Here is a 23,693-nt window from a genome sequence, read left to right on the forward strand (position 1 = left end):
CTTTTATTTGGCGGTGTGGCGACTGGCCTCATCGCGAGCAAGCTCGCTCCCACAGTTGATCCAGGTGTTCATGAATTCGGTGGTCATCAGAGATCCAATGTGGGAGCGAGCTTGCTCGCGAAGGGGCCGGCACAGCCACCTCAAATCCCACAGAGTTCACGCAACAACCGAGTATCCAAATGCTGTTCCACCAGATCCGCCAGCCGCTCGATATCCCGCTCGCGCAACCCGTGGTAATCCACCGCCTGCACATCCTGCAACCCGGCCCAGCGCAACAACGCGCTACTGGCCGCCGGTGATTCGAAGAGCCCATGCAGGTAGGTGCCGAACACCTGCCCGTCGAGACTCTGGGCACCGTCGCAACGACCGTCCTCCAGATGCACCGCCGGGTTTTCCAGGGCCGGGCCGGTGGTCACGCCCGCGTGGATCTCGTAGCCGCTGACCTCAGCCTCTTCCAAGGCCAATCGCCCGCGCACATTGCGCAATTGCTTCTCGTGCTCCAGGGTCGTTTCAAAATCCAACAAGCCCAGCCCGGCACTGGAACCGGCCGCGCCTTCGAGCCCCGACGGGTCGTGGACCTGCTGGCCGAGCATCTGCAAACCGCCGCAGATGCCCAGCAATTTGCCGCCGTAGCGCAGGTGGCGATTGATCGCCGTTACCCAACCGTTGGCGCGCAGGTAGGCCAGGTCGCTGCGCACGCTTTTCGAACCGGGCAGGATGATCAAGTCGGCCGGCGGGATGGGCTGGCCGGGGCCGATGAATTGCAAGTCGACCTGCGGGTGCAGGCGCAACGGATCGAAATCGGTGTGGTTGCTGATGCGCGGCAACACCGGTACCACCACCTTGAGCACCTGCTCAGCCTTGGCGGTTTGGCGCTGGTCGAGGCCGTCCTCGGCTTCCAGGTGCAGGTCCATCACGTACGGCAACACGCCGATCACCGGTTTGCCGGTGCGCGCTTCCAGCCAGTCCAGGCCCGGTTGCAGCAAGGCGATGTCGCCGCGAAAACGGTTGATGATGAAGCCCTTGACCCGTGCCTGTTCGCTGGACGAAAGCAGCTCCAGGGTGCCGACCAGATGGGCGAACACCCCGCCACGATTGATATCGGCGATCAGCAGCACCGGGCAATCCACCGCCTCGGCAAAGCCCATGTTGGCAATGTCGCCAGCACGCAGGTTGATCTCGGCCGGCGAGCCGGCGCCCTCCACCATCACCACCGGATAGGCCGCGCTCAAGCGCGCGTGGGAGGCCAGCACGGCTTGCATCGCGATGGCTTTGTAATCGTGATAGGCCACCGCATTCATGGTGGTCACGGCACGGCCATGGATGATCACCTGGGCGCCAGTATCGCTGTTGGGCTTGAGCAGCACCGGATTCATATCGGTGTGCGGCTCCAGCCCCGCCGCCTGGGCCTGCACCGCCTGGGCGCGGCCGATTTCGCCGCCGTCGGCCGTCACGGCGCTGTTGAGGGCCATGTTCTGCGGCTTGAACGGCACCACGCTCACATCTTGGCGCCGGCCCCAGCGGCACAAAGCCGTGACCAAGGTACTTTTGCCGGCATCGGACGTGGTGCCCTGCACCATCACTGTGGTCATCGGGTGTCCTTGGCGTAGGCCTCTAAAGCCTGTTCGAGGCGCAGGAATTCGCTGTCGTCGGCCGGCAGCCCGAAGCGCAGGCTGCTGGTGTTGGTAAACAAGCGCAGGAGGATGCCGCGATGGGCCATGAAATCGTGAAGCCCCAGGGCGTGCTCGGTGACCAGCCATTGGAACAATCCGCAGCCGCCCTGTGGCTTGAAGCCGTGGCGTTCGAGCATCAGCGCCAGACGTTGGCTGGTGGCTTCGCAGCGTTGGCGCTGGCGGGCGTGGGCGTCGGTGTCCATCAGGCACGCCTGGCCCAGCACTCGGGTCGGCCCACTGACGACCCACGGCCCGACCTGTTCGGCGAGCAACTTGAGCAAGCGACGCTCGGCCAATACAAACCCCAGGCGAACCCCGGCCAGGCCAAAGAACTTGCCGAACGAGCGCAGCACGATCAACCCGACCAGATGGGTGTGCGCCGCCAGGCTCAGCGCCGGCGTGACGTCCATGAAGGCTTCATCCACCACCAGCCAGCCACCGCGCTGGGCCAGGCGCGCATGCCAGTCCAGCAAGCGCTCGGGTGCAAGGCTCAGGCCCGTGGGATTGTTCGGATTGACCACCACCAGCACGTCGAGGCTGTCGAGAAAGAAATCCACCTCCGACTCCAGCACTTCGCGCACGATGTAGCCGCTGCGGCGCCAGGCTTCGGCGTGCTCGGCGTAACAGGGCGACAAGACACCGACCTTGCCGGCCCGGCGCAGGCGCGGCAACAACTGGATGGCCATCTGCGAACCGGCCACCGGCAGCACATTCAGCGCGCCATAATAATCGCAGGCGGCCTGTTCCAAGCCGTCATCGGTTTCCGGCAGGCGCGCCCAGGCCCGCAGGGGAATCGCCGGGACGTCGAATGGCCAAGGCGCCAGGCCGCTGGACAAGTCGAGCCAATCCGCTTCGGCAATGCCGTATTGCCGGACTGCGTTGCGCAAACGGCCACCGTGCTCAAGCATAAAACTCAGCTCCCAGGCAGAGAATCAGCAGCCATAACCATACGCCGCGCTGGACCAATTGCCAGCCGCGATCAATGGCGTCGGCACTCGCCGGCACGCCTTCGCCCAGCGCTGGACGTTGATGCAGCTCGCCGTGATAAACCGCCGCCCCGCCCAACTCGACACCCAGCGCTCCGGCACCGGCGGCCATCACTGGTCCGGCGTTGGGGCTGTCCCAGGTCGGGCCCTGGGTGCGCCAGCACTTGAGCGCCAGGCGGGTTTTGCCAAGCAGCGCGTAGGTCAATGCCACCAGGCGCGCCGGAATGTAGTTGAGCCCATCATCGATTTTTGCCGCCGCCCAACCGAAGCGCTCGAAGCGTTCATTGCGATAACCCCACATGGCGTCGAGGGTATTGCTCAGGCGGTACAACACCACTCCGGGCGCACCGGCCACGGCGAACCAGAACAGCGCAGCGAACACCGCGTCGCTGCCATTTTCCAGCACCGATTCGGTGGCGGCGCGGGCCACGGCGGTTTCATCCAGTTCAGCCGTTTCGCGGCTGACCAGATAGCCGACACGCTTGCGCGCCTCGTCCAGATCACCGCTGCGCAACGCCCGCGCCACCGGCTCGACATGTTCACCGAGGCTGCGCAGGCCGAGGGCACAGTACAAGGCGAGGATCTCCACCAGCCAGCCCACCATCGGCGCCCAGGACAGGGCCGTGGCGAGCAAGGTCAACGGCACCACGGCGATGATCCACGCCGTCACCCCATGGCTGCGCCAACCGCGTCCGCCGGAATTGAAGCGTTGTTCGATGCGATCGGCAAAACCGCCGAACGCCACCAGCGGATGCCAGCGTCGGGGCTCGCCCAGCAGCGCATCCAGCGCCACGGCGGCGGCACTGAGCAACGCCACACTCATGGGCTCACTCCCCAATGGTTTTCATACAGCAGTTCATTGAGCGGGCGCGGTTGTGCCCAACCTTCCAGGGCGAGCATCGGCGCCGGGTAAAAACCCTCGACCGGGCCCAGGCAGAGGATCGCCAGCGGCTTGGCCCCGACGGGCAGGCCCAGCAGGTCGGCCAGGGCCAGGGGCTCGAACAACGACACCCAGCCCATCCCCAACCCTTCGGCCCGGGAGGCCAGCCACAGGTTCTGGATTGCGCAGGATAGCGAGGCCAGGTCCATTTCCGGCAAGGTCCGACGACCGAAGATGTGCCGCTCGCGATCTTCCATCAACGCCGCCACCAGCACTTCGGCGCAGTCGTCGATACCTTCGACCTTGAGCTTCATGAATTCATCGCTGCGCTCACCCAGGGCCTCGGCGGTGCGAATGCGCTCTTGCTCCACCAATTCGCGGATCTGCCCACGCAAGGCGCGGTCGCTGATGCGGATGAATCGCCACGGTTGCATCAGCCCGACGCTGGGGGCCTGGTGTGCGGCTTCCAGTAGACGGCGCAGCAAGGCCGGCTCAACCGTGCCACCGGCGAAGTGGCGCATGTCGCGGCGCTCGGCGATAGCGCGGTAGATGGCGTCACGTTCGGCCTGGGAGAAAGCGGTGTCGGTCATGGCCTCTTCGCGAGCAAGCTCGCTCCCACATTGGCTAGCGTTGCACTTGAGATCACTGGGTCCCCTGTGGGAGCGAGCTTGCTCGCGATAGCGGTCTCAGGATCCGGCGCAAACAACGCAGCAATCGCCCTGGGATTGGACGGAAAATAAAAATGCACATAGGAAGCCGTCATGCGCCCCTGCCGGAAAACCGCTTCCGCCCCGCGCCCGCCGTTAGGGCTATGGCCACGGGCAATCGGTTCAAGTTCGGTGCTGGTCAGCGAATGATGATAGGTATGCCCACGCAAGGTGCCTTCCGGCAAGTCCACCGATTGCAGCGCCAGGGCCGCCAGACGCTTTTGCATCTGCGCATCACCCGCCAGCAAACCCAGCAGTTCGGTGCGCACGCCTTCGACATCGGTCAATGAATCGAGCAGATACAACATGCCGCCGCATTCGGCGAGCAACGGTTTGTCGGCTGCCTGGTGAGCACGGATCGCTGCCAGCATCGGCGCGTTCTCGGCCAACGCAACGTGGTGCAGTTCCGGATAACCGCCAGGCAAATAAAGGCTGTCCGCCTCGGGCAGTTCGCTGTCATGAATCGGCGAAAAGAAGCTCAACTGCGCGCCCATGGCCCGCAGCAGATCAAGGCTGGCGCCATAGGTAAAGGCAAACGCTTCGTCACGGGCCACGGCGATGCGTACCCCGGCGAGCCACGGCTCAACGGCAATCACCTCGGGCGCGGCGAACTCCACCGCTGGCGGCAGCGCCACTTCGCAACTGCCGGCCAGGGCCTCGGCGGCCGCGTCGAGACGCACGTCGAGGTCGTTCAACTCGCTGGCCTGGACCAACCCAAGATGACGACTGGGCAATTCGATGCCGGTTTCCCGGGACAGCGCACCGTACCAGCGCAGGCCTTCGGTCAGGCTGCCTTCGAGCAATTGCGCGTGGCGCAAGGTGCCGACCCGGTTGGCCAGGACACCGGCGAACGGCAGATCGGGTTGATAACGCGCCAGGCCCAGGGCCAGGGCGCCGAAAGTCTGAGCCATGGCCGTGCCATCGATCACCGCCAGCACCGGCACGCCAAAATGCCGTGCCAGGTCGGCGCTCGAGGGGGTGCCGTCGAACAGCCCCATTACCCCTTCGATCAGGATCAGGTCCGCTTCGGCAGCGGCTTCCCACAACAGTCGGCGACTTTCCTGCTCGCCGACCATCCACATGTCCAATTGATAGACCGGCGCACCACTGGCCCGCTCCAGAATCATCGGGTCGAGGAAGTCCGGGCCGCATTTGAATACACGCACCTTGCGTCCCTGGTTGCGATGCAACCGGGCCAGCGCAGCAGTGACGGTGGTCTTGCCCTGGCCCGAGGCCGGCGCTGCGATCAGCACCGCCGGACAGTGGCGGCTGGTCATGGCGGGATCGCTCACAGTTCGACGCCTTTCTGCGCCTTGATACCCGCCTGGAACGCGTGCTTGATCATGCCCATTTCAGTCACGGTGTCGGCCAGCTCGATCATCTCGGGCTTGGCACCGCGACCGGTCACCACCACGTGCTGCATCGGTGGGCGCGCCTGCAGATCGCTCAGCACCTGATCGAGGTCGAGGTAACCGTGCTTGAGGGCAATGTTCAACTCATCGAGCACCACCAGGCCAATGGACGGATCGCTGAGCAACTGACGCGATACTGCCCAGGCGGCTTCGGCGGCGGCGATGTCGCGCTGGCGATCCTGGGTTTCCCAGGTAAATCCTTCGCCCATGACATGAAAGCGCACCTGCTCCGGGAAACGACGGAAGAACAGCTCTTCACCGGTGCTGTTGCGCCCCTTGATGAACTGCACCACGCCGCATTGCATGCCGTGGCCCATGGACCGCGCAAGCATGCCGAACGCCGAGCTGCTCTTACCCTTGCCGTTGCCCGTCAGCACCAGCAGCAAGCCGCATTCATTCGGCGAGTTGGCGATGCGCTCGTCGATCACGGCTTTCTTGCGCAGCATGCGCGCCAGGTGGCGTTCGTTGCGATCAGACGTGTCGGTGAAGAGGGAGTCGGTCATGGGAAGCCTCCGTTTGGGATTGGATAACGGCGGGCGGGCACAAAAAAAGACGGCAACAAGCCTGGCATCGCCCACCGTGATGCCGTTGGATGAATCAGGCCGGTCTCCGGGCTCATGAGCGGCGTGGTGCCTGGCTGCGCGCCTTCCCATGTCATACGACACAGTGGTGAGTGGCCTGTGTGGCCACAAAGCGCAGCGTTGACTCATTTACCGTTGCGGGGGCAGCGCCGGGTTCGTGTGCACTCACCGGCTTCCCTGTTTCACTCTGTCGACCGCAGCCACAGAGCACCTGAAACAAGCCGCGAAGGTTAGAGGGTTGGGGGGGGAGCGTCAATTAAAGCCGCCTGTCGGGGCGATCATTGGCGCCGATCAATAAAATGACGCCAATCTTGTGTGATTCTGCGGCAAGTGATATCAAAGCGACACTACGACCCGATATCACAAGAACAAGAGGGCAAAGCATGCAAGGCATGATCATCAGCAATCCAAAATTGGAATTCCTGCGCCCGGTGCTGGAACGCTGGTTTGACTGTATCGACCGCTACAACGCGGTGCGTGGCGATAACGACACGCCTTATTGGTTCGATGAAAAAGCCAACCTCGGCTTGCTCTCGGCCGCGGCCTGGATGGCCGAGATGGTCACGCTGCAGAACGCCCCGACCCGCAAGCAGAATGAAGAAGGCGAACGCAACGTCAGCGCCGACCTGTTCATCGCCAGCACCGAGGAGCGCGCCTTCATCCAGGCCACCCAGCGCTGGCCCAAGGTCAGCAATCTGAATCTGACCCAGCCGCTACTGGAAGCCACCAGCGATGCCAAGCGCATCAGCTATGCCAGCGACCTGAAGCTGGGCTGCCTGTTCGTCTCGCCGCAAAAAGCCCAGCAAAGCGCCACGCCCGAAGAATTGCAGGACATGATCGACGACCTGCAGAAGGAACATACCTGCGCCGTGGCCTGGTACTTCCCTTACGCCTACCGCAAGTTGCGCAATGAAGCCGGGCATTACCATCCTGGCATTGCGGTGCTGTTCAAACAGGCCCATGGTTGATTCATTGCACACTGGGAACTGTGGAAGAAACTGTGGGAGCGAGCTTGCTCGCGATAGCGGTGTGCCATTCAACATCAACGCAGGCTGATACACCGCCATCGCGAGCAAGCTCGCTCCCACACTGGATTTCAGCAGACACCCCCCCATACACCACAGGGATCTTGCCTGGCTGACAGGCCTACCCACGGTTGAACCATCGTGCGTCTACGCTCCTCTATGAATAACTACATGCATTCATAGGGAAGCCAGCATGCTCAAGCCACCCCACCTCCTGATCGTCGCCCTTGCCGCCGGACTTGTCGCTTGTGGCGAGTCTTCCACCTTGCAAGTGTCCGACGGCACCGGCCCAGCGCCGAAACTGCCCGAACCGAACAAGACCCTGATCCCCACCGTCAACATCGCCGAAGCCGTCGGCTGGCCGCAAGGCGCCAAGCCAACCCCGGCCCAGGGCCTGCAAGTGGGTGCATTCGCTGAAGGACTGGACCATCCGCGCTGGCTCTATGTGCTACCCAATGGTGATGTGCTGGTGGCCGAAACCAACGCCCCACCCAAGCCCGACGACGCCAAGGGCATCCGGGGCTGGGTGATGAAAAAAGTCATGGGCCGCGCCGGCGCCAGCGTGCCCAGCCCCAATCGCATCACCCTGTTGCGCGACGCCAATCACGACGGCATCGCAGAAACCCGCACGGTGTTCCTGGAAAACCTCAACTCACCGTTCGGCATGACCCTGGTCGGCAATGACCTCTACGTGGCCGATACCGACCGATTGATCCGCTTCCCCTACAAGGACGGTGATACGCAAATCAAGGCGCAGCCGACCAAAGTCGTCGATCTGCCCGGGGGGACACTCAACCATCACTGGACCAAGAACGTGATTGCCAGCCGCGACGGCAGCAAGCTGTACGTCACCACCGGCTCGAACAGTAACGTCGCGGAAAACGGCATGGAGGCCGAGGAAGGTCGCGCCGCCATCTGGGAAGTGGACCGTGCCAGCGGAAATCACCGCATCTTCGCCTCGGGCTTGCGCAACCCCAACGGCCTGGCTTGGGAACCCCGCAGCGGCGCACTCTGGACAGCGGTGAACGAGCGGGATGAGATCGGCAGCGATCTGGTGCCGGACTACATCACGTCGGTCAAGGACGGGGCCTTCTATGGCTGGCCCTACAGCTACTATGGGCAGAACGTCGATGTCCGGGTCGAACCGCAGAACCCGGCCCTGGTGGCCAAGGCCATCGCCCCGGACTACGCCGTCGGCCCCCACACCGCCTCATTGGGCCTGACCTTCGCCGAGGGCAGTACCTTGCCCGCACCATTTACCGAAGGGGCTTTCATCGGCCAGCACGGCTCCTGGAACCGCAAGCCCCACAGTGGTTATAAAGTGATTTTCGTACCGTTCAGCGGCGGCAAGCCGGTGGGGCAACCGGTGGATGTGCTGACCGGCTTCCTGAACGTCGACGAAAAAGCCCAGGGCCGGCCAGTGGGCGTGGTGATCGACAAGCAGGGTGGCTTGTTGGTGGCCGATGATGTGGGGAACAAGATCTGGCGCGTGTCAGGCAAATAAAGGCAGGCGCGCCCTTGTGAGCACCGCCCGATTTGTGGGAACAAGGCTTGCCCGCGATGGAAGCAATGCGGTCTCTCAGAGATCGAGGCGCCTGTTTCGCGAGCAAGCTTTGCTCCCACAGATCAGGAAAACAACAACTCAGGGATTGCGCGCCAGATGCTCCGGCTGCAGCACACGCTTGGCGCCCAGGTAAGCCCTCTGCCAATAGGTCTTGGACAGGCTATCGAGCTTGACCGTGCCACCCGTGGCCGGCGCGTGAACGAAACGGCCCTCACCGACATAGATCCCGGCATGGCTGACCTGGGAGCCACCATTGGTGGCGAAGAAGATCAAATCGCCGCTCTGCAAGGCTTCCTTGCCGACATCCGGGGCCCGCATGCCAATCATCTCGCGGGTGGAACGCGGCAGGGAAATGCCGGCGGCGTCGCGGTAGACATAGCCAATCAGGCCACTGCAGTCAAAACCCGAATCCGGCGTGTTACCACCCCAGCGATAAGGCGTGCCCACCAGGCCAAGCGCCCGGAAGAGCACATCTTCGGCGGCCGGGGAAAAGGGTTGCGAGGGTGCAAAGACCACCGGAGCCCGCACTGGAGCAGGCGGCGGAGTGCGGCTGGCGCACGCGCTGAGCAGCGCGGCAAGAAACATGAGGGCGAGGCGGGCCGACGTCGACATATGCAGAACAATCCTGATCTGGATGCGGCTTTTCTGCCGTGGGCATGAAAACAAATCCGCCTGCGGAGTACGCAGGCGGATTGCCATCAAACAATGATCAGGATTCTAGCGGCTATACGGCAAACTTCAAGTAAGACTTTAAGTTTGCCTTACAAACTGTGTGCTTACTTGCGAGCAGTGACCACAGTCGGTGCCATGGCGAGGGCGCGCTTGGCTTCGATGAAGGTCTTGCTCCAGTAGCTGTCGCCCAGGCTGTCGATCCGCACGCCACCGCTGCGGCGGCTGCTGGAATGAATGAACTGGTTGTCGCCCAGGTAGATACCGGCGTGGCTGACACGACCGCGACGACCGTTGGTGCTGAAGAACAGCAGGTCACCGGGTTCCAGTTGGTTGCGAGCCACCAGTGGGGCATTCACGTTGATCATTTCGCGAGTGGAACGCGGCAGGTTCATGCCGGCCTCTTCGCGGAACAGATAACCGATGAAACCGCTGCAATCGAAGCCGGCTTCAGAGGTACCGCCAAAACGGTAGCGGGTACCGATCAACGACATGCCGCGTTCCAGGATGCTGTCAGCCAGTACTGGAAGCTGGTAAGGCTTGCTGCCGGCGAAGGCTGCGAGTTCTTTGTCGGAGGCCATTTCTTCCTGGAACGCAACGGAGGAAGACTGGGCGGTAACGGAGGTCTTGACCTGTGGTTGTTGCTCTTGCTGGGACACTGGGGAGTGGGCAGCGCAACCAAACAACAGGGTAACGAGTGCGAGAGGCACGAGGGGTGCGAAGCGATTTAGCATGGGCACGACCGTGGCTGAAGTAGTAAAGATGGCGAGACTATGCCTTCTATCAACCTCATTTGCAAATTCAATCGATGCAAATGTGACTTCTCGGTTTTACGTTTACATCTAAGCGCTTAAGCCCATTTTGAACGTCACGTGGCCTGCAACCCAGCAGGACCGCGGGTTTCGCCGCGTCCAGAGCAGGCCAAGAGCCACTACCTACAACGGTTCTACCAGCCCAGGGTTTCTTTCAAAAAAGGAATAGTCAGCTTGCGCTGGGCCTGGAGTGAGGCCTGGTCGAGACGTTCGAGCAGTTCGAACAACGCGCTCATGCTGCGGGTACCACGGGTGAGTATGAAATGCCCGACTTCGTCGGTCAGGTGCAGGCCACGCCGGGAAGCGCGCAGTTGCAAGGCGCGGAGTTTGTCTTCGTCGGACAGCGGGCGCATCTGGAAAATCAGTGCCAGGGTGAGACGGGACTTGAGGTCCGCCAGCTTCACCGGCAGCTCCCGTGGCGACGTCGAGGCGGCGATCAGCAAGCGCCGACCGCTGTCACGCAACCGATTGAACAGATGAAACAGCGCTTCTTCCCAGTCAGCCTTGCCGGCCACGGCCTGGAGATCGTCCAGGCAGACCAGTTCGTACTGCTCGAGGTTGTCGAGGATCTCAACGCCGCGATCGAGCAACTCGGCCAACGGCAGGTACACCGCAGGTTCGCCCAATTGCTCGAACCGCAGGCACGCGGCCTGCAACAGATGCGTGCGCCCTACCCCGTCCTTGCCCCACAGATAGATCAGGCTTTCGGTCCAGCCGGCGTCGGCTTCGCAAAGCCGCTCGACATAGCCGAGTGCTGCGGCATTGGCGCCTGGGTAGTAATTGATAAAGGTGGCGTCATCACGCAGACGCACACCTAGGGGCAGCTGAATCGGTTTCATGCTGACTGAACAGTTCCCAAGGAACCGTTAGTGGCCTCTGTGTAAAGTGCGCAAAGTTTATACCCGTGGCGCGGACCGCACAATGCGCCGGACCACGAGCAAAATCAAAGGTTTGCAGCGACAAGACAGCGGAGCGACGGTTTCCCTGACGCTGCGCCCGACATTCGCTCTAAAGATCAGGGTCTTCGGCGCCGCTATAGATGTCCGAATCCTTGTACAAATCGTGCATATGACGCACCAGCACCATGATCACCGCCGCCACCGGCAGCGCCAGCAGGATCCCGGTGAAGCCGAACAACTCGCCCCCCGCCAGGATCGCGAAGATCACCGCCACCGGATGCAGGCCAATACGATCGCCCACCAGCAGCGGCGTCAGCACCATGCCCTCCAGTGCCTGACCGACCATGAACACCGCGACGATGCCCACCATCGGGTACAGGTCGCCGCCGAACTGGAACAATCCGGCGATCAATGCCGCGCCAATACCAATCACAAACCCCATGTACGGCACGATGGCGGCCAGGCCGGCGATCAGGCCGATCAACAACCCCAGCTCCAGGCCCACCAGCATCAAACCTGCCGCATAGATGAAGCCCAGGGCCACCATCACCAGCAGTTGCCCGCGCACGAACGCCCCCAGCACTTCATGGCATTCGCCGGTCAGGGTCATGATGCGTTCTTCACGGTGACGCGGCAGCAGGCTGCGAATCTTCGCCATCATCAGGTCCCAGTCCCGCAGCAGATAGAAGGCCACGACCGGAATCAGCACCAGATTCGCCAGCCAGCCGATCAACGCCAGGCCCGAGGCCGTGGCCTGGCTCAACACCACGCCGACGATGTCGGTGGTCTGGCCCATGTGCTCGCTGATGGCCGCCTTGACCTTGTCGAACTTCCAGAAACCGTCCGCCAACCCCAACTTCGACTGCACCCACGGCACCGCGCTGTGCTGCAACCAATCGAGCATCTGCGGCGCCAATTCGTACAGGCGCAGCAGTTGCTTGGCGAGCATCGGGATCAGCACCAGCAACAGTGCGCTCACAATCAAGGTGAACAGCGCAAACACCGCCACCACGCCCCAGGTCCGCGACAGGCCGAGTTTTTCCAGGCGATCCACCACCGGGTCGAACAGATAGGCCAGCAGCAGCGCAACCAGGAACGGCGTCAGGATCGGATGCAGCAAATAGATAAGCGCAATCAGCAGGGCAACCCCGCCCAACCAGAACCAACGCCGCGTATCGCCCATGAACCACTCCTAGCTATATAAAGAAAGAAAACCTACCAGCGGAACCGCAGATTGGCTGCCGGCGCTGGCACAGGTGCTGCAACCGGGGCCGAACCATCGGCGGCGGGCGGCGCCACAGGCACTGGCGCGACGGCCTCGCCGGGCGGGATCTCCTGCAATTTCGCCAGGCCCAGTTGCGCCTTCAACTGCTCGGCGCTGCCGTTGACTCGATAGACGATCCGATCACCCTCAACCTGCTGCAACTGCCCACCAAATGGCTCGAGCAAACGCCCAAGCGCCGCGTACCGCTCAAGGTTCATGCCCTGCACTTCCAGCAACTGTTCAGTGGCCACGCCCGGCTTGGCGACGAAGCGTGGCGCCAGGCGCTGGTTCACCGCCAACATCACCGCGTCAGCCAGTGCCGCAGGATCAGCGCCCTGGGCAGTGCCCTGCTCACGCTGATCGCCCAGCCACAGGCGCCAGGTGCCGTTCCACTGTCCGCCCTCTTCCTTGGCGTGGACCGCCAGCAAGGCGTCTGTCGCGTAGCGCTCCGAGGCAGCGCGCAAAGGCGCCGGGTCGTTGCCTTCCAGGTTCGGTGCGGTGGCAACGATCTGCTCGCTCAAGTCCGCCAGCGGCAAGTGCAATGCCAGCCCCCGATGCTGGGCGGCACGCCGCAATGGCGTGGCGCTGGCCTGGCCATCGCCCACCAGGCTGGAGCCCTCGACCGAGTCATTCAGCCACCAGCCCAGGATCGATGGCCGGTTCGCGCTCCACAGCGACAAGCCTGCCGAGCGCAATGCCCGGTCGGTGCTCGCCGGGTCGAAGTCCACCTTGAGGCTTTCCGGCGGGCCGGCGTCGTAGCCATATTGAAGAATGATCTGTTGCGGGTCCTTGCGCAGCGCCGCCAACCCTGGATTCTGGGCGGCCTTGGCGTCGCCGGTCAGGCGCAGCACCAGCGTATCCAGAGCGCGCAGCGTCGCCTGATTGCGCTCCTCCGGGGTCTGGTTGCTGACCGGTTCGAGCACTTGATAAAGGCCATTGACGGTTTCGGCATGGCTCGCCAGGCTGATCAGCGACAAGCAGCCCACGGACAAGAATTTGAACAAACGCATGGAAGATTCCCGGACATAACGGCTGGAACAGGCCGTGTGAAGAAGATTGAGCATGGCTGTGACCACAGCACCCGGCAAAACATTCACACACCCGGTGGAAGTTTCGCACGGTCATCACCATAACCGGTTACCGCTACACCTTATACAGACGCGCTACGCAGTACCAATATAAGAAATATCGGTTTTTTTCCGTGGATATGTCCCTGCCCGTCGGCGCGAGGATGGCCGCTGCCCCTCAAGCCTGATAAAATCGCGCGCCTTCGCAGACCGGCAATGGCTGGGCTCCCGGAATAATTCGTACAACGGTTATTCAATGGCCCCGGCGTCGGTCGTTACCCAGAAATCCCCCCTAAAGGCCTGGATCATGAGCAAGCAACCCTCCCTGAGCTACAAGGACGCCGGTGTAGACATCGACGCCGGTGAAGCATTGGTCGAACGCATCAAGAGCGTCGCCAAGCGCACTGCGCGTCCGGAAGTCATGGGCGGCCTGGGCGGTTTCGGCGCCCTCTGCGAGATCCCGGCCGGCTACAAGCAACCGGTCCTGGTCTCGGGCACCGACGGCGTCGGCACCAAGCTGCGCCTGGCCCTGAACCTGAACAAGCACGACAGCATCGGCATCGACCTGGTGGCCATGTGCGTGAACGACCTGGTGGTCTGCGGCGCCGAGCCGCTGTTCTTCCTCGATTACTACGCCACCGGCAAGCTCAACGTCGACACCGCCGCCCAGGTCGTGACCGGCATCGGTGCTGGCTGTGAGCTGTCCGGCTGCTCCCTGGTCGGCGGCGAAACCGCTGAAATGCCTGGCATGTACGAAGGCGAAGACTACGATCTGGCCGGCTTCTGCGTCGGCGTCGTGGAAAAGGCCGAGATCATCGACGGCTCGAAAGTCGCCGCTGGCGATGCCCTGCTCGCCCTGCCGTCCTCCGGCCCGCACTCCAATGGCTACTCGCTGATCCGCAAGATCATCGAAGTCTCGGGTGCCGACATCGAAAACACCCAGCTCGACGGCAAGCCACTGGCCGACCTGCTGATGGCCCCGACCCGCATCTACGTCAAGCCGCTGCTCAAGCTGATCAAGGACACCGGCGCCGTCAAGGCCATGGCCCACATCACCGGTGGTGGCCTGCTGGACAACATCCCGCGCGTGCTGCCAAAAGGCGCCCAGGCCGTGGTCGACGTGGCGAGCTGGACCCGTCCGGCGGTGTTCGACTGGCTGCAAGAGAAAGGCAATGTCGATGAAACCGAAATGCACCGCGTGCTGAACTGCGGCGTGGGCATGGTCATCTGCGTGGCCCAGGAACACGTCGAGACCGCCCTGAACGTATTGCGTGAAGCCGGCGAGCAGCCTTGGGTCATCGGCCAGATCGCTACCGCGGCCGAAGGCGCTGCACAGGTCGAGCTGAAAAACCTTAAGGCGCACTGATGTCCGCAACCTGTGACGTGGTGGTGCTGCTGTCCGGCACCGGCAGTAACTTGCAGGCCTTGATCGACAGCACACGGACCGGCGACAGCCCGGTCCGTATCCGCGCGGTGATTTCCAACCGCGCCGATGCCTACGGCCTGCAACGCGCCAAGGACGCGGGTATCGACACCCGCGTACTGGATCACAAGGCGTTCGAGGGCCGCGAAGCCTTCGACGCCGCGCTGATCGAACAGATCGACACCTTCAATCCGCAACTGGTGGTCCTCGCTGGCTTCATGCGCATCCTCAGCGCCGGCTTCGTGCGTCACTACCAGGGCCGCCTGTTCAATATCCACCCCTCGCTGCTGCCCAAATACAAAGGGTTACACACTCACCAGCGGGCGCTGGAGGCCGGAGACACGGAGCACGGCTGCTCTGTGCACTTTGTCACCGAGGAACTCGATGGCGGACCACTGGTCGTACAGGCAGTAATACCGGTAGAGTTGCACGACACGCCGCAAAGCCTGGCGCAACGGGTTCACGCCCGCGAGCACCAGATCTACCCGATGGCCGTGCGTTGGTTTGCCGAAGGAAGGCTGACCCTCGACGATCGCGGAGCCTCACTGGACGGCCAGTTGCTCGCCGCCAGCGGCCATTTGATTCGATACTAGGAGATTTTATGCGTCGCGCCCTGCTCTTCGCTTGCGCTCTGCTTGCCCTGCCCCTGGCACAGGCCGCAGAACTACAACCGTTCTCCGCCAGCTACACCGCCGACTGGAAACAGTTGCCCATGAGCGGCACCGCCGAGCGCAGCCTGACCAAGGAAGCCAACGGCACCTGGAAGCTGAGTTTCAAGGCTTCGATGATGATCGCCAGCCTGACCGAAGAAAGCACCCTGACCCTGGACAAGGACACGCTGCTGCCACAGTCCTACCACTTCGAACGTGGTGGCCTGGGCAAGGCGAAGAAGGCCGACCTGGACTTCGACTGGAACACCAAGATGGTCACCGGCACCGATCGCGGCGACGCGGTCAAGCTGCCGCTCAACCGTGGAATGGTCGATAAATCCACCTATCAACTGGCCCTGCAGCACGATGTGGCGGCCGGCAAGAAAAGCATGAGCTATCAGGTCGTCGATGATGGCGAAGTCGATACCTATGACTTCCGCGTGCTGGGCTCGGAAAAAGTCGACACCAAGGCCGGCCAGATCGACGCGATCAAGGTCGAGCGCGTGCGCGACCCGACGCAAAGCAAGCGCATCACCGTGCTCTGGTTCGCCAAGGACTGGGATTACCTGCTGGTGCGCCTGCAACAGGTCGAGACCGACGGCAAGGAGTACAACATCATGCTCCTGGACGGTACGGTCAATGGCAAGGCTGTAAAAGGCAGCTGATCGACGCAGATAACAAGAAGCCCCGCACCTGCGGGGCTTTTTGTTGCCCGAGGCTTCCAGCCCACCACCTATCCCTGTGGGAGCGAGCAAGCTCGCTCCCACAGGGGTTTTGCTTTCACTCAAGACTTTCCGCTACAACATGAAAACTTCTTCATGAAAAACCACCTGCGACCGAATGCCGCGCACTGCCTGGCCTGCAGGACTGCTGCGCTTTCCATGAAAACTTCTTAACGCGCCGAAGCATTTACTTAGCACGCTACCAAAATCTATAACAAAGTCCTGCACACGCCTTGCTGCAGATAACAGAGATTGGAGCTTGCAAGATGACTGTGAAAGTAACTGAACGCGACGACGCCCACATGTCCCACGAAGGCATTGCCGCCGGTATCCGGATCTGGGATGTGCATCAACAGGATTTGCTGGTGGGGATGTTCCACTCCGAAACGGACGCCCATAGCTACAAGGCCGAGCTGGAGCGTGAGGAATGGCAGCGCTCGCGTGAGACCGCAGAATCCTGAACAACACAAACCCCTATGGGACTTGTGCCTGTGGGAGCAAAGCTTGCTCGCGATAGCAGAGTATCAGGCAACATTTTTACCGGCTGACACTCCGCTAGCGCGAGCAAGCTTTGCTCCCACAGATCTCATAGATCTCATAGATCCCTACAGATATTCCCTCAGGCCTTCCACAGGCTTTGTGTTTAGCTCAAAGGCTGCGCTCGGCTTACCACATCAAATCATCAGGAATCTGATACGCCGCGTACGGATCATCGGCATCCACTTCTTCGGTCTGGGTGTTGAGCTGGACGATGCGCTGGGGGTCGCGCTCCTGGATCTTCAGGGCCGCCTCGCGCGGGATCACTTCGTAACCGCCGGCATGGTGGACGATCGCCAGCGAGCCACTGCTCAGCTTGTTGCGCATCAGAGTGTTGACCGAGATGCGCTTGACCTTCTTGTCGTCGACGAAGTTGTAATAGTCCTCAGTGGTCAGCTTCGGCAGGCGCGAGACTTCGATCAATTGCTTGATCTGCGCGGCCCGAGCCTTCTGCTCGACCTTTTCCTGCTGCTGACGGTTGAGTTCCTGGTCGCGCTTGACCTTCTCGGCCATGGCCTCCTGGGCGGCGCGCTGCTGGGAGTCATCCAGTTCGATCTGGCCTTTATGGGCCAGGCGTTGCTGCTTCTGTTTCTCTTTGCCGACCTGCTTGGCCTGCTTTTGGTTGACCAGCCCTGCTTTGAGCAACTGGTCGCGAAGGGAAAGGCTCATGGTGCTTACTCACTTAGGCAACGGCCTCAGCCACAGCTGGGCAAATTCTTTTCCTGACGTTTGGCTTCGCCCCACAAGGCGTCCAACTCTTCGAGGGTGCAATCTTCCATGGGACGGTGGGTGTCGCGCAATGCCTGTTCGATAAATCGGAACCGCCGCTCGAACTTTCCGTTGGCGTCACGCAGGGCGGTTTCCGGGTCGACCTTGAGGTGGCGAGCCAGGTTCACCACACTGAACAGCAGATCGCCGATCTCATCGCTGATGGCCACCGGATCGTTGTCGGCCATGGCTTCAAGCACTTCGTCCAGTTCCTCCCGCACCTTGTCGAGCACCGGCAACGGGCCTGGCCAGTCGAAACCAACCTGAGCCGCGCGCTTTTGCAGCTTCGCCGAACGGGACAACGCCGGCAACGCCCCCGGCACATCGTCGAGCAACGACAACTGCTCGGGCGCCGCGGCTTTCTCGGCCCGCTCCTCTGCCTTGATTTCCTCCCAGCGCTGCTTGACCTGTTCTTCGCTCAGGCGCGGGATATCCACGGGCGCATACAGGTCACCGGTAGGAAACACATGGGGATGGCGACGGATCAGCTTGCGGGTGATGCTGTCGACCACACCGGCAAATTCGAAGCGGTTTTCTTCCCGGGCCAGTTGGCTGTAATACACCACCTGGAACAACAGGTCGCCCAACTCGCCCTGCAAGTGATCGAAGTCGCCGCGCTCGATGGCATCGGCCACTTCGTAGGCTTCTTCCAGGGTATGGGGGACGATGGTCGCGTAGGTTTGCTGGATGTCCCACGGGCAGCCGTACTGCGGGTCCCGCAGGCGGTTCATCAGGTGGAGCAGGTCTTCAAGGCTGTACATCAATCCATCTCGTCACAAAATAACCCTGTGGGAAATAATCCAATAGGAGCAGCCTGTGGTGAGAGAGCCTGTGGGAGCAAAGCTTGCTCGCGATTGCGGTGGTGGACCCAGCCTATATGGGGACTGATCCACCGTTATCGAGAGCAAGCTTTGCTCCCACAGACTTTGCTCCCACAGGCTCCCACATTTGCGGACTGCGCTTAACCTGGCGTCCGGTTGCGCCGGGTCTCGATGATGTTCGGCAACTGGGAAATCCGCCCCAGCAACCGCCCCAGCGCATCCAGCCCCGGAATCTCGATGGTCAGGGACATCAGCGCGGTGTTGTCTTCCTTGTTCGAACGGGTGTTGACCGCCAGCACGTTGATCCGCTCGTTCAGCAACACCTGGGACACGTCACGCAGCAGACCGGATCGATCGTAGGCGCGGATGACGATGTCCACCGGATAGGTGAGCACCGGCACCGGGCCCCAGCTGACCTGGATGATCCGCTCCGGCTCGCGACCGGCCAGTTGCAGCACCGAGGCACAGTCCTGGCGGTGAATGCTCACGCCACGGCCCTGGGTGATGTAGCCGACGATCGCATCCCCCGGCAATGGCTGGCAGCAGCCGGCCATCTGGGTCATCAGGTTGCCCACGCCCTGGATCTGGATATCGCCGCGCTTGCCCGGCTTGTAGCCGGTAGCCTTGCGCGGAATCAGCTCCAGTTGCTCGTTGCCCCGCTCCGGCTCCACCAGTTGCTGGGCCAGGTTGACCAACTGCGCCAGGCGCAGATCGCCGGCACCGAGGGCGGCGAACATGTCCTCGGCGGTTTTCATGTTGGCTTTTTCGGCCAGCTTGTCGAAATCCACCTGCGGCAGGCCCAGGCGACCGAGTTCACGCTCAAGCAGGGTCTTGCCGGCGGCGACGTTCTGGTCGCGAGCCTGCAACTTGAACCAGTGGACGATTTTCGCCCGCGCCCGCGAGGTGGTGATGTAGCCCAGGTTCGGGTTCAGCCAGTCGCGGCTCGGCGTACCGTGCTTGCTGGTGATGATCTCGACCTGTTCACCGGTCTGCAGGCTGTAGTTGAGCGGCACGATCCGCCCGTTGATCTTGGCACCACGGCAGTTGTGGCCGATCTCGGTGTGGACCCGGTAGGCGAAGTCCAGCGGCGTCGCGCCCTTGGGCAGGTCGATGGCGTGGCCGTCGGGGGTGAAGATATAGACCCGGTCCGGTTCGATGTCGACGCGTAGCTGTTCGGCCAGGCCGCCGATGTCACCCAGTTCCTCATGCCACTCGAGCACCTGGCGTAGCCAGGAAATTTTCTCTTCGTAGTGATTGGACCCGGACTTGACGTCGGTGCCCTTGTATTTCCAGTGGGCGCAGACGCCCAGTTCGGCCTCCTCGTGCATGGCATGGGTGCGGATCTGCACTTCCAGTACCTTGCCCTCGGGGCCGATCACGGCGGTGTGCAGCGAGCGATAGCCGTTTTCCTTGGGGTTGGCGATGTAGTCGTCGAACTCCTTCGGAATGTGCCGCCACAAGGTATGGACGATCCCCAGCGCGGTGTAGCAGTCGCGCATTTCCGGGACCAGGACGCGAACGGCGCGAACGTCGTAGATCTGGCTGAATTCCAGGCCCTTGCGCTGCATTTTTCGCCAGATCGAGTAGATGTGCTTGGCCCGACCACTGATGTCGGCTACCACGCCGGTGGCCTGCAGTTCTTCTCGCAACTGGGTCATCACATCGGTGATGAAGCGCTCGCGATCCAGGCGCCGCTCATGCAACAGCTTGGCGATCTGTTTGTATTGATCGGGCTCCAGGTAGCGGAAGGACAGGTCCTCCAGCTCCCACTTGATGTGACCAATGCCGAGACGATGGGCCAGGGGTGCATAGATGTCGAACACTTCCCGGGCGACGCGATTGCGTTTTTCGTCATCGGCGGACTTCACGGCGCGGATGGCACAGGTGCGTTCGGCCAGCTTGATCAGCGCGACACGCACGTCGTCGACCATCGCCACCAGCATCTTGCGCAGGTTTTCCACTTGGCCCTGGGTGCCCAGCACCAAGGACTGGCGCGGGCTGAGGCTGGCACTGATGGCCGCCATGCGCAGCACGCCGTCGATCAGCTTGGCCACCACCGTGCCGAAGCGCTGGCTGACCACCGGTAGCTGGATCTGCCCTTCGCGCACGCCGCGGTACAGCACCGCCGCCACCAGCGAATCCTGGTCGAGCTTGAGGTCAGCAAGAATTTCGGCGATCTCCAGGCCCGTCTGGAAACTCGAGGTGCCTTCGGACCACAGGTTCTTCGCCGCGTTGTGTTGCTGCTCCGCCTCACGAGCGAACTCGCAGGCGGCCTTCAAGGCTTCGCGATCCAGAGCCATGTCGACGCTGACCGCATGATCGAGCCAAGCCTCGAGATTGATACTGCCGTCGGTGTTGATCGGCTGGTGTGCTCTCACCTGTACCATCTTTACTTACCTTCCCTACGACGCAGATTCAATGCGTCAACTTCGCTGACCTTCATGCCCGTGTTTGCGCCCAGGACTGTGGCGGGTTGGCACGAACGGGTCAGTCGGACAAGCCATCCTGGCTCGCTTCAAATAACGCCATGGCCTCGACATGCGCCGTTTGAGGAAACATATCGAGAATCCCGGCACGTTTTAACCGGTAGCCCTGCTTGATCAGTTCGACCGTATCCCGGGCCAAAGTTGCCGGGTTGCACGAAACATAAACCAACCGTTTGGCACCCAGGGACGACAGCTTGCGCACCACCTCGAAAGCACCGTCACGGGGTGGGTCCAAGAGTACCGCAGAAAAGCCTTCGCCGATCCATTCGGCATCAGCCAGAGGCTGGGATAAATCGGCCTGAAAAAAGGCAGTGTTATTCAAATTGTTGCTGACGGCATTGGCCGCCGCACGATCCACCATGGTCTGCACGCCTTCGACGGCCACCACCTGGCGCACGCTTTTGGCCAGCGGCAAGGCAAAATTGCCCAGGCCACAGAACAGATCCAGCACCCGCTCCTCGGCTTGCGGCGCCAGCCATTGCAAGGCTTGGGCGATCATCGCCTCGTTGACCCCGGCGTTCACCTGGATGAAATCCCCGGGCCGGTACGCCAGCTCAAGGTCCCAGGCATCCAGGCGAAACCCCAGGGCCTGCCCAGGCTCGACCGGTTGCGGCTCACCTTCACCGTGCAACCACAACTGGGCTTCATGGAACGCGCAGAAGTCCTTGAGGATCGTCAGGTCGGCCTCCGACAGCGGCGCCATGTGGCGCAGCAATACCGCGAGGGACGAACCGGCGAACAACTCCACATGCCCCAGCGCCTGGGGCTTGCTCAAGCGACGCAGCATCTCCGGCAGACGGCTCATGATCGGTTGCAAGGGCTGTACCAGCACCGGGCATTCACCGATGGCAACGATGTCCTGGCTGCCAACGGCACGGAAACCGACTTCGAGCTTTTTCGCTTTCTGGTCCCAACGCACCGCCACCCGGGCGCGACGCCGGTAACCGAATTCCGACCCGCTCAGGGGCGCGGCCCATTCCTCTGGCACCACCCCGGCCACCCGAGACAATTGCTCGGCGAGCATGCGCTGTTTCAGGGCGAGTTGTTCGTCATGGGGCAAATGCTGGACGCTGCAACCGCCGCAGCGACCGGCATGGATGCACGGCGCCGCACGACGCAGTTCACTGGGCACGAACACACGCTCGGTGCGTGCCTCGACCACTTTGCCATGGGCACCGAGCACCCGCGCCTCGACCTCTTCGCCGGCCAGGGCACCGATGACAAACCAGGTGCGCCCCTCGACAAAGGCGATACCCCGGCCATCGTTGGCCAGGCGTTCAATGGTCAAACGCTGCTTTTTACCGGTGGGCACTTGCGGGGCCCGGCTTCCGCCGCTGGGCTGGAAGCGCAAGCCTCTTTCTTGCTTGGCCATCAGTTGGGCGCGTCGAAAATGCCGGTCGACAGGTAACGGTCGCCACGGTCGCAGATGATCGCGACGATCACTGCATTTTCAACTTCCTTGGACAGGCGCAGCATCCCCGCCACGGCACCGCCCGAAGACACGCCGCAGAAGATGCCTTCTTCACGAGCCAGGCGACGGGTCACGTCCTCGGCTTCGCTCTGGGCCATGTCGATGATGCGATCCACGCGCTCGGCCTGGTAGATCTTCGGCAGATACTCCTCGGGCCAGCGACGAATGCCCGGGATGGCCGAGCCTTCCATCGGTTGCAGGCCGATGATTTGCACGTTCGGGTTCTGTTCTTTGAGGTAGCGCGAGGTGCCCATGATGGTGCCGGTGGTGCCCATCGAGCTGACGAAATGAGTGATGGTGCCGTCGGTCTGGCGCCAGATCTCAGGGCCGGTAGTGGTGTAGTGGGCCTCGGGATTGTCGCCGTTGGCGAACTGGTCCAGCACCTTGCCACGACCCTCGGCCTGCATGCGCTCGGCCAGATCCCGGGCGCCTTCCATGCCCTCCTCCTGAGTCACCAGGATCAACTCGGCACCGTAGGCCGTCATCGCCGCCTTGCGTTCGGCGCTGGAGTTGTCGGGCATGATCAGGATCATCTTGTAGCCCTTGATCGCCGCCGCCATCGCCAGGGCAATACCGGTGTTGCCGGAAGTCGCCTCGATCAGCGTATCGCCGGGCTGGATCTGCCCGCGCAATTCGCCACGGGTGATCATCGACAGCGCCGGCCGGTCCTTGACCGAACCCGCCGGGTTATTCCCTTCGAGCTTGAGCAAAAGCGTATTGGTGGTCACGCCGGGCAAGCGTTGCAAACGGACCAGCGGAGTGTTGCCGACGCAATCGGCGATGGTTGGGTACTGCAGAGTCATGGCGTATTCGCAATCCGGGCTGCGGGGGCGCCTATCATACCGGCAAACCTGGCGAGGCCATATCACGCAAAGTAAGGGGGTTATGGCTTATGGGAATAAGCGAGGCGAAAGCCTGCCGCGCGCCCCTTGTGGCGAAGGGATTTATCCCCTCGCCACAAGGGGCCACGTTCGGCTCACTGGCCACTAAACGCAGATTCAACCGCAACCCTCCCCATCCTTCTCCGCCCACAGCCGCTCCTTCATCTTCCAGCCACAGGTGCCAAAAGCGGCCGTCGCGCCTAGCGCTTGCGTAAATCAGTCAGCACCGCGAGGTCGTCCAGCCCAGGCAGCAGGATGTCCATCAACACAATGTCAAAAGCCTACCGGCAAGCAATGTCCAAGCCCTCCTGGCCGTTCTACATAAGCCGAAACGATGCTTGCGAACACGGACAGCAAACCAAGTTTGACTGGTGGACCTCCACAGAGGGAACCGG

The 23,693-nt window shown here is 62.2% G+C and carries 22 protein-coding genes, 1 pseudogene and 1 riboswitch; of the genes and pseudogenes, 6 read left to right on the top strand and 17 right to left on the bottom strand.

Going from position 1 to position 23,693, the window contains the following annotated elements:
• Nucleotides 1–140: 140 nt before the first annotated feature.
• Genes ASC85_RS05700 through cobO form a run of 6 tightly spaced genes read right to left on the bottom strand, consistent with a single transcriptional unit; the run spans nucleotide 141 to nucleotide 6,161 of the window.
• On the bottom strand, nucleotides 141–1,592 hold the full coding sequence (locus ASC85_RS05700) for a cobyric acid synthase (protein ID WP_057448593.1): 1,452 nt from the start codon (nucleotides 1,590–1,592) through the stop codon (nucleotides 141–143).
• On the bottom strand, nucleotides 1,589–2,581 hold the full coding sequence (gene cobD / locus ASC85_RS05705) for a threonine-phosphate decarboxylase CobD (protein WP_057448594.1): 993 nt from the start codon (nucleotides 2,579–2,581) through the stop codon (nucleotides 1,589–1,591). Before cobD ends, ASC85_RS05700 begins: the two co-directional genes overlap by 4 nt.
• Entirely contained in the window at nucleotides 2,574–3,482 is a 909-nt protein-coding gene (gene cbiB, locus ASC85_RS05710) for an adenosylcobinamide-phosphate synthase CbiB (protein ID WP_057448595.1), read from the bottom strand. Before cbiB ends, cobD begins: the two co-directional genes overlap by 8 nt.
• Nucleotides 3,479–4,129, bottom strand: coding sequence for a 5,6-dimethylbenzimidazole synthase (gene bluB / locus ASC85_RS05715; RefSeq protein ID WP_057448596.1), 651 nt, complete (start codon nucleotides 4,127–4,129; stop codon nucleotides 3,479–3,481). The genes cbiB and bluB overlap by 4 nt, the downstream gene beginning before the upstream one ends.
• A complete protein-coding gene (locus ASC85_RS05720) occupies nucleotides 4,126–5,523 on the bottom strand; it encodes a cobyrinate a,c-diamide synthase (RefSeq protein WP_057448670.1) in 1,398 nt (465 codons plus the stop codon). Before ASC85_RS05720 ends, bluB begins: the two co-directional genes overlap by 4 nt.
• Before the next feature lie 11 nt (nucleotides 5,524–5,534).
• Entirely contained in the window at nucleotides 5,535–6,161 is a 627-nt protein-coding gene (gene cobO, locus ASC85_RS05725; protein ID WP_003204642.1) for a cob(I)yrinic acid a,c-diamide adenosyltransferase, read from the bottom strand.
• A gap of 80 nt (nucleotides 6,162–6,241) precedes the next feature.
• Nucleotides 6,242–6,469: riboswitch (cobalamin riboswitch) on the bottom strand.
• 153 nt (nucleotides 6,470–6,622) lie between these two features.
• Here cobO and ASC85_RS05730 point away from each other — a divergent pair.
• Nucleotides 6,623–7,207 (top strand): hypothetical protein, encoded by a 585-nt coding sequence (locus ASC85_RS05730; protein WP_057448597.1) that lies wholly within the window; start codon nucleotides 6,623–6,625, stop codon nucleotides 7,205–7,207.
• A gap of 250 nt (nucleotides 7,208–7,457) precedes the next feature.
• On the top strand, nucleotides 7,458–8,768 hold the full coding sequence (locus ASC85_RS05735) for a PQQ-dependent sugar dehydrogenase (RefSeq protein WP_057448598.1): 1,311 nt from the start codon (nucleotides 7,458–7,460) through the stop codon (nucleotides 8,766–8,768).
• A gap of 138 nt (nucleotides 8,769–8,906) precedes the next feature.
• On the opposite strand, the gene ASC85_RS05740 is transcribed toward ASC85_RS05735, so the two are convergent.
• The 5 genes from ASC85_RS05740 to ASC85_RS05760 form a co-directional block, all read right to left on the bottom strand.
• Entirely contained in the window at nucleotides 8,907–9,440 is a 534-nt protein-coding gene (locus tag ASC85_RS05740) for a C40 family peptidase (protein WP_057448599.1), read from the bottom strand.
• A gap of 164 nt (nucleotides 9,441–9,604) precedes the next feature.
• Complete coding sequence (locus ASC85_RS05745; RefSeq protein WP_057448600.1) at nucleotides 9,605–10,231, bottom strand: C40 family peptidase; 627 nt, start codon at nucleotides 10,229–10,231, stop codon at nucleotides 9,605–9,607.
• Nucleotides 10,232–10,443: 212 nt separating this feature from the next.
• Nucleotides 10,444–11,148 (bottom strand): DnaA regulatory inactivator Hda, encoded by a 705-nt coding sequence (hda, locus tag ASC85_RS05750; RefSeq protein ID WP_003178999.1) that lies wholly within the window; start codon nucleotides 11,146–11,148, stop codon nucleotides 10,444–10,446.
• Between the two features lie 169 nt (nucleotides 11,149–11,317).
• Entirely contained in the window at nucleotides 11,318–12,391 is a 1,074-nt protein-coding gene (locus ASC85_RS05755) for an AI-2E family transporter (RefSeq protein WP_057448601.1), read from the bottom strand.
• 32 nt (nucleotides 12,392–12,423) lie between these two features.
• Nucleotides 12,424–13,482 carry a DUF2066 domain-containing protein gene (locus ASC85_RS05760; protein WP_057448602.1) on the bottom strand — a complete coding sequence of 353 codons (1,059 nt, stop codon included), beginning with the start codon at nucleotides 13,480–13,482 and terminating at the stop codon, nucleotides 12,424–12,426.
• A 364-nt stretch (nucleotides 13,483–13,846) separates the two neighbouring features.
• Between ASC85_RS05760 and purM the strand changes: the two genes are divergently transcribed.
• The 4 genes from purM to ASC85_RS05780 all read left to right on the top strand — a co-directional run bounded on the left by purM (nucleotide 13,847) and on the right by ASC85_RS05780 (nucleotide 16,795).
• Nucleotides 13,847–14,905, top strand: coding sequence for a phosphoribosylformylglycinamidine cyclo-ligase (gene purM, locus ASC85_RS05765; protein WP_003204658.1), 1,059 nt, complete (start codon nucleotides 13,847–13,849; stop codon nucleotides 14,903–14,905).
• Nucleotides 14,905–15,555 carry a phosphoribosylglycinamide formyltransferase gene (purN, locus tag ASC85_RS05770; protein ID WP_003204660.1) on the top strand — a complete coding sequence of 217 codons (651 nt, stop codon included), beginning with the start codon at nucleotides 14,905–14,907 and terminating at the stop codon, nucleotides 15,553–15,555. The genes purM and purN overlap by 1 nt, the downstream gene beginning before the upstream one ends.
• A gap of 8 nt (nucleotides 15,556–15,563) precedes the next feature.
• Nucleotides 15,564–16,277 (top strand): DUF3108 domain-containing protein, encoded by a 714-nt coding sequence (locus ASC85_RS05775; protein ID WP_014339751.1) that lies wholly within the window; start codon nucleotides 15,564–15,566, stop codon nucleotides 16,275–16,277.
• Between the two features lie 323 nt (nucleotides 16,278–16,600).
• Entirely contained in the window at nucleotides 16,601–16,795 is a 195-nt protein-coding gene (locus tag ASC85_RS05780; RefSeq protein WP_003204666.1) for a hypothetical protein, read from the top strand.
• A 205-nt stretch (nucleotides 16,796–17,000) separates the two neighbouring features.
• Here the strand turns inward: ASC85_RS05780 and ASC85_RS05785 are convergent, their stop codons facing one another.
• The 6 genes and pseudogenes from ASC85_RS05785 to ASC85_RS32955 form a co-directional block, all read right to left on the bottom strand.
• Nucleotides 17,001–17,540 carry a DUF2058 domain-containing protein gene (locus tag ASC85_RS05785; RefSeq protein WP_003204668.1) on the bottom strand — a complete coding sequence of 180 codons (540 nt, stop codon included), beginning with the start codon at nucleotides 17,538–17,540 and terminating at the stop codon, nucleotides 17,001–17,003.
• Between the two features lie 26 nt (nucleotides 17,541–17,566).
• The gene (mazG, locus tag ASC85_RS05790) at nucleotides 17,567–18,400 is read right to left on the bottom strand and encodes a nucleoside triphosphate pyrophosphohydrolase (protein WP_014339753.1); all 834 of its coding nucleotides are present in this window, start codon (nucleotides 18,398–18,400) and stop codon (nucleotides 17,567–17,569) included.
• A 200-nt stretch (nucleotides 18,401–18,600) separates the two neighbouring features.
• Entirely contained in the window at nucleotides 18,601–20,847 is a 2,247-nt protein-coding gene (relA, locus tag ASC85_RS05795) for a GTP diphosphokinase (RefSeq protein WP_057448603.1), read from the bottom strand.
• A 100-nt stretch (nucleotides 20,848–20,947) separates the two neighbouring features.
• Nucleotides 20,948–22,318 carry a 23S rRNA (uracil(1939)-C(5))-methyltransferase RlmD gene (gene rlmD / locus ASC85_RS05800; RefSeq protein ID WP_057448604.1) on the bottom strand — a complete coding sequence of 457 codons (1,371 nt, stop codon included), beginning with the start codon at nucleotides 22,316–22,318 and terminating at the stop codon, nucleotides 20,948–20,950.
• Nucleotides 22,318–23,220: a cysteine synthase CysM gene (gene cysM / locus ASC85_RS05805; RefSeq protein WP_003204682.1), complete on the bottom strand. Its 903-nt coding sequence runs from the start codon at nucleotides 23,218–23,220 to the stop codon at nucleotides 22,318–22,320. Before cysM ends, rlmD begins: the two co-directional genes overlap by 1 nt.
• A 284-nt stretch (nucleotides 23,221–23,504) precedes the next feature.
• Nucleotides 23,505–23,615 (bottom strand): annotated as a pseudogene (locus ASC85_RS32955) (DNA-binding response regulator); the annotation flags it as partial.
• Between the last annotated feature and the right edge of the window lie 78 nt (nucleotides 23,616–23,693).

It is taken from the genome of Pseudomonas sp. Root401, from assembly GCF_001425105.1.
GTDB lineage: Bacteria > Pseudomonadota > Gammaproteobacteria > Pseudomonadales > Pseudomonadaceae > Aquipseudomonas > Aquipseudomonas brassicacearum.

Bases quoted from the DNA above. Each gene is read 5' to 3' on its own strand.
- ASC85_RS05700 (WP_057448593.1), bottom strand. From the start codon at position 1,592: ATGACCACAGTGATGGTGCAGGGCACCACGTCCGATGCCGGCAAAAGT.
- cobD (WP_057448594.1), bottom strand. From the start codon at position 2,581: ATGCTTGAGCACGGTGGCCGTTTGCGCAACGCAGTCCGGCAATACGGC.
- cbiB (WP_057448595.1), bottom strand. From the start codon at position 3,482: ATGAGTGTGGCGTTGCTCAGTGCCGCCGCCGTGGCGCTGGATGCGCTG.
- bluB (WP_057448596.1), bottom strand. From the start codon at position 4,129: ATGACCGACACCGCTTTCTCCCAGGCCGAACGTGACGCCATCTACCGC.
- ASC85_RS05720 (WP_057448670.1), bottom strand. From the start codon at position 5,523: ATGACCAGCCGCCACTGTCCGGCGGTGCTGATCGCAGCGCCGGCCTCG.
- cobO (WP_003204642.1), bottom strand. From the start codon at position 6,161: ATGACCGACTCCCTCTTCACCGACACGTCTGATCGCAACGAACGCCAC.
- ASC85_RS05730 (WP_057448597.1), top strand. From the start codon at position 6,623: ATGCAAGGCATGATCATCAGCAATCCAAAATTGGAATTCCTGCGCCCG.
- ASC85_RS05735 (WP_057448598.1), top strand. From the start codon at position 7,458: ATGCTCAAGCCACCCCACCTCCTGATCGTCGCCCTTGCCGCCGGACTT.
- ASC85_RS05740 (WP_057448599.1), bottom strand. From the start codon at position 9,440: ATGTCGACGTCGGCCCGCCTCGCCCTCATGTTTCTTGCCGCGCTGCTC.
- ASC85_RS05745 (WP_057448600.1), bottom strand. From the start codon at position 10,231: ATGCTAAATCGCTTCGCACCCCTCGTGCCTCTCGCACTCGTTACCCTG.
- hda (WP_003178999.1), bottom strand. From the start codon at position 11,148: ATGAAACCGATTCAGCTGCCCCTAGGTGTGCGTCTGCGTGATGACGCC.
- ASC85_RS05755 (WP_057448601.1), bottom strand. From the start codon at position 12,391: ATGGGCGATACGCGGCGTTGGTTCTGGTTGGGCGGGGTTGCCCTGCTG.
- ASC85_RS05760 (WP_057448602.1), bottom strand. From the start codon at position 13,482: ATGCGTTTGTTCAAATTCTTGTCCGTGGGCTGCTTGTCGCTGATCAGC.
- purM (WP_003204658.1), top strand. From the start codon at position 13,847: ATGAGCAAGCAACCCTCCCTGAGCTACAAGGACGCCGGTGTAGACATC.
- purN (WP_003204660.1), top strand. From the start codon at position 14,905: ATGTCCGCAACCTGTGACGTGGTGGTGCTGCTGTCCGGCACCGGCAGT.
- ASC85_RS05775 (WP_014339751.1), top strand. From the start codon at position 15,564: ATGCGTCGCGCCCTGCTCTTCGCTTGCGCTCTGCTTGCCCTGCCCCTG.
- ASC85_RS05780 (WP_003204666.1), top strand. From the start codon at position 16,601: ATGACTGTGAAAGTAACTGAACGCGACGACGCCCACATGTCCCACGAA.
- ASC85_RS05785 (WP_003204668.1), bottom strand. From the start codon at position 17,540: ATGAGCCTTTCCCTTCGCGACCAGTTGCTCAAAGCAGGGCTGGTCAAC.
- mazG (WP_014339753.1), bottom strand. From the start codon at position 18,400: ATGTACAGCCTTGAAGACCTGCTCCACCTGATGAACCGCCTGCGGGAC.
- relA (WP_057448603.1), bottom strand. From the start codon at position 20,847: ATGGTACAGGTGAGAGCACACCAGCCGATCAACACCGACGGCAGTATC.
- rlmD (WP_057448604.1), bottom strand. From the start codon at position 22,318: ATGGCCAAGCAAGAAAGAGGCTTGCGCTTCCAGCCCAGCGGCGGAAGC.
- cysM (WP_003204682.1), bottom strand. From the start codon at position 23,220: ATGACTCTGCAGTACCCAACCATCGCCGATTGCGTCGGCAACACTCCG.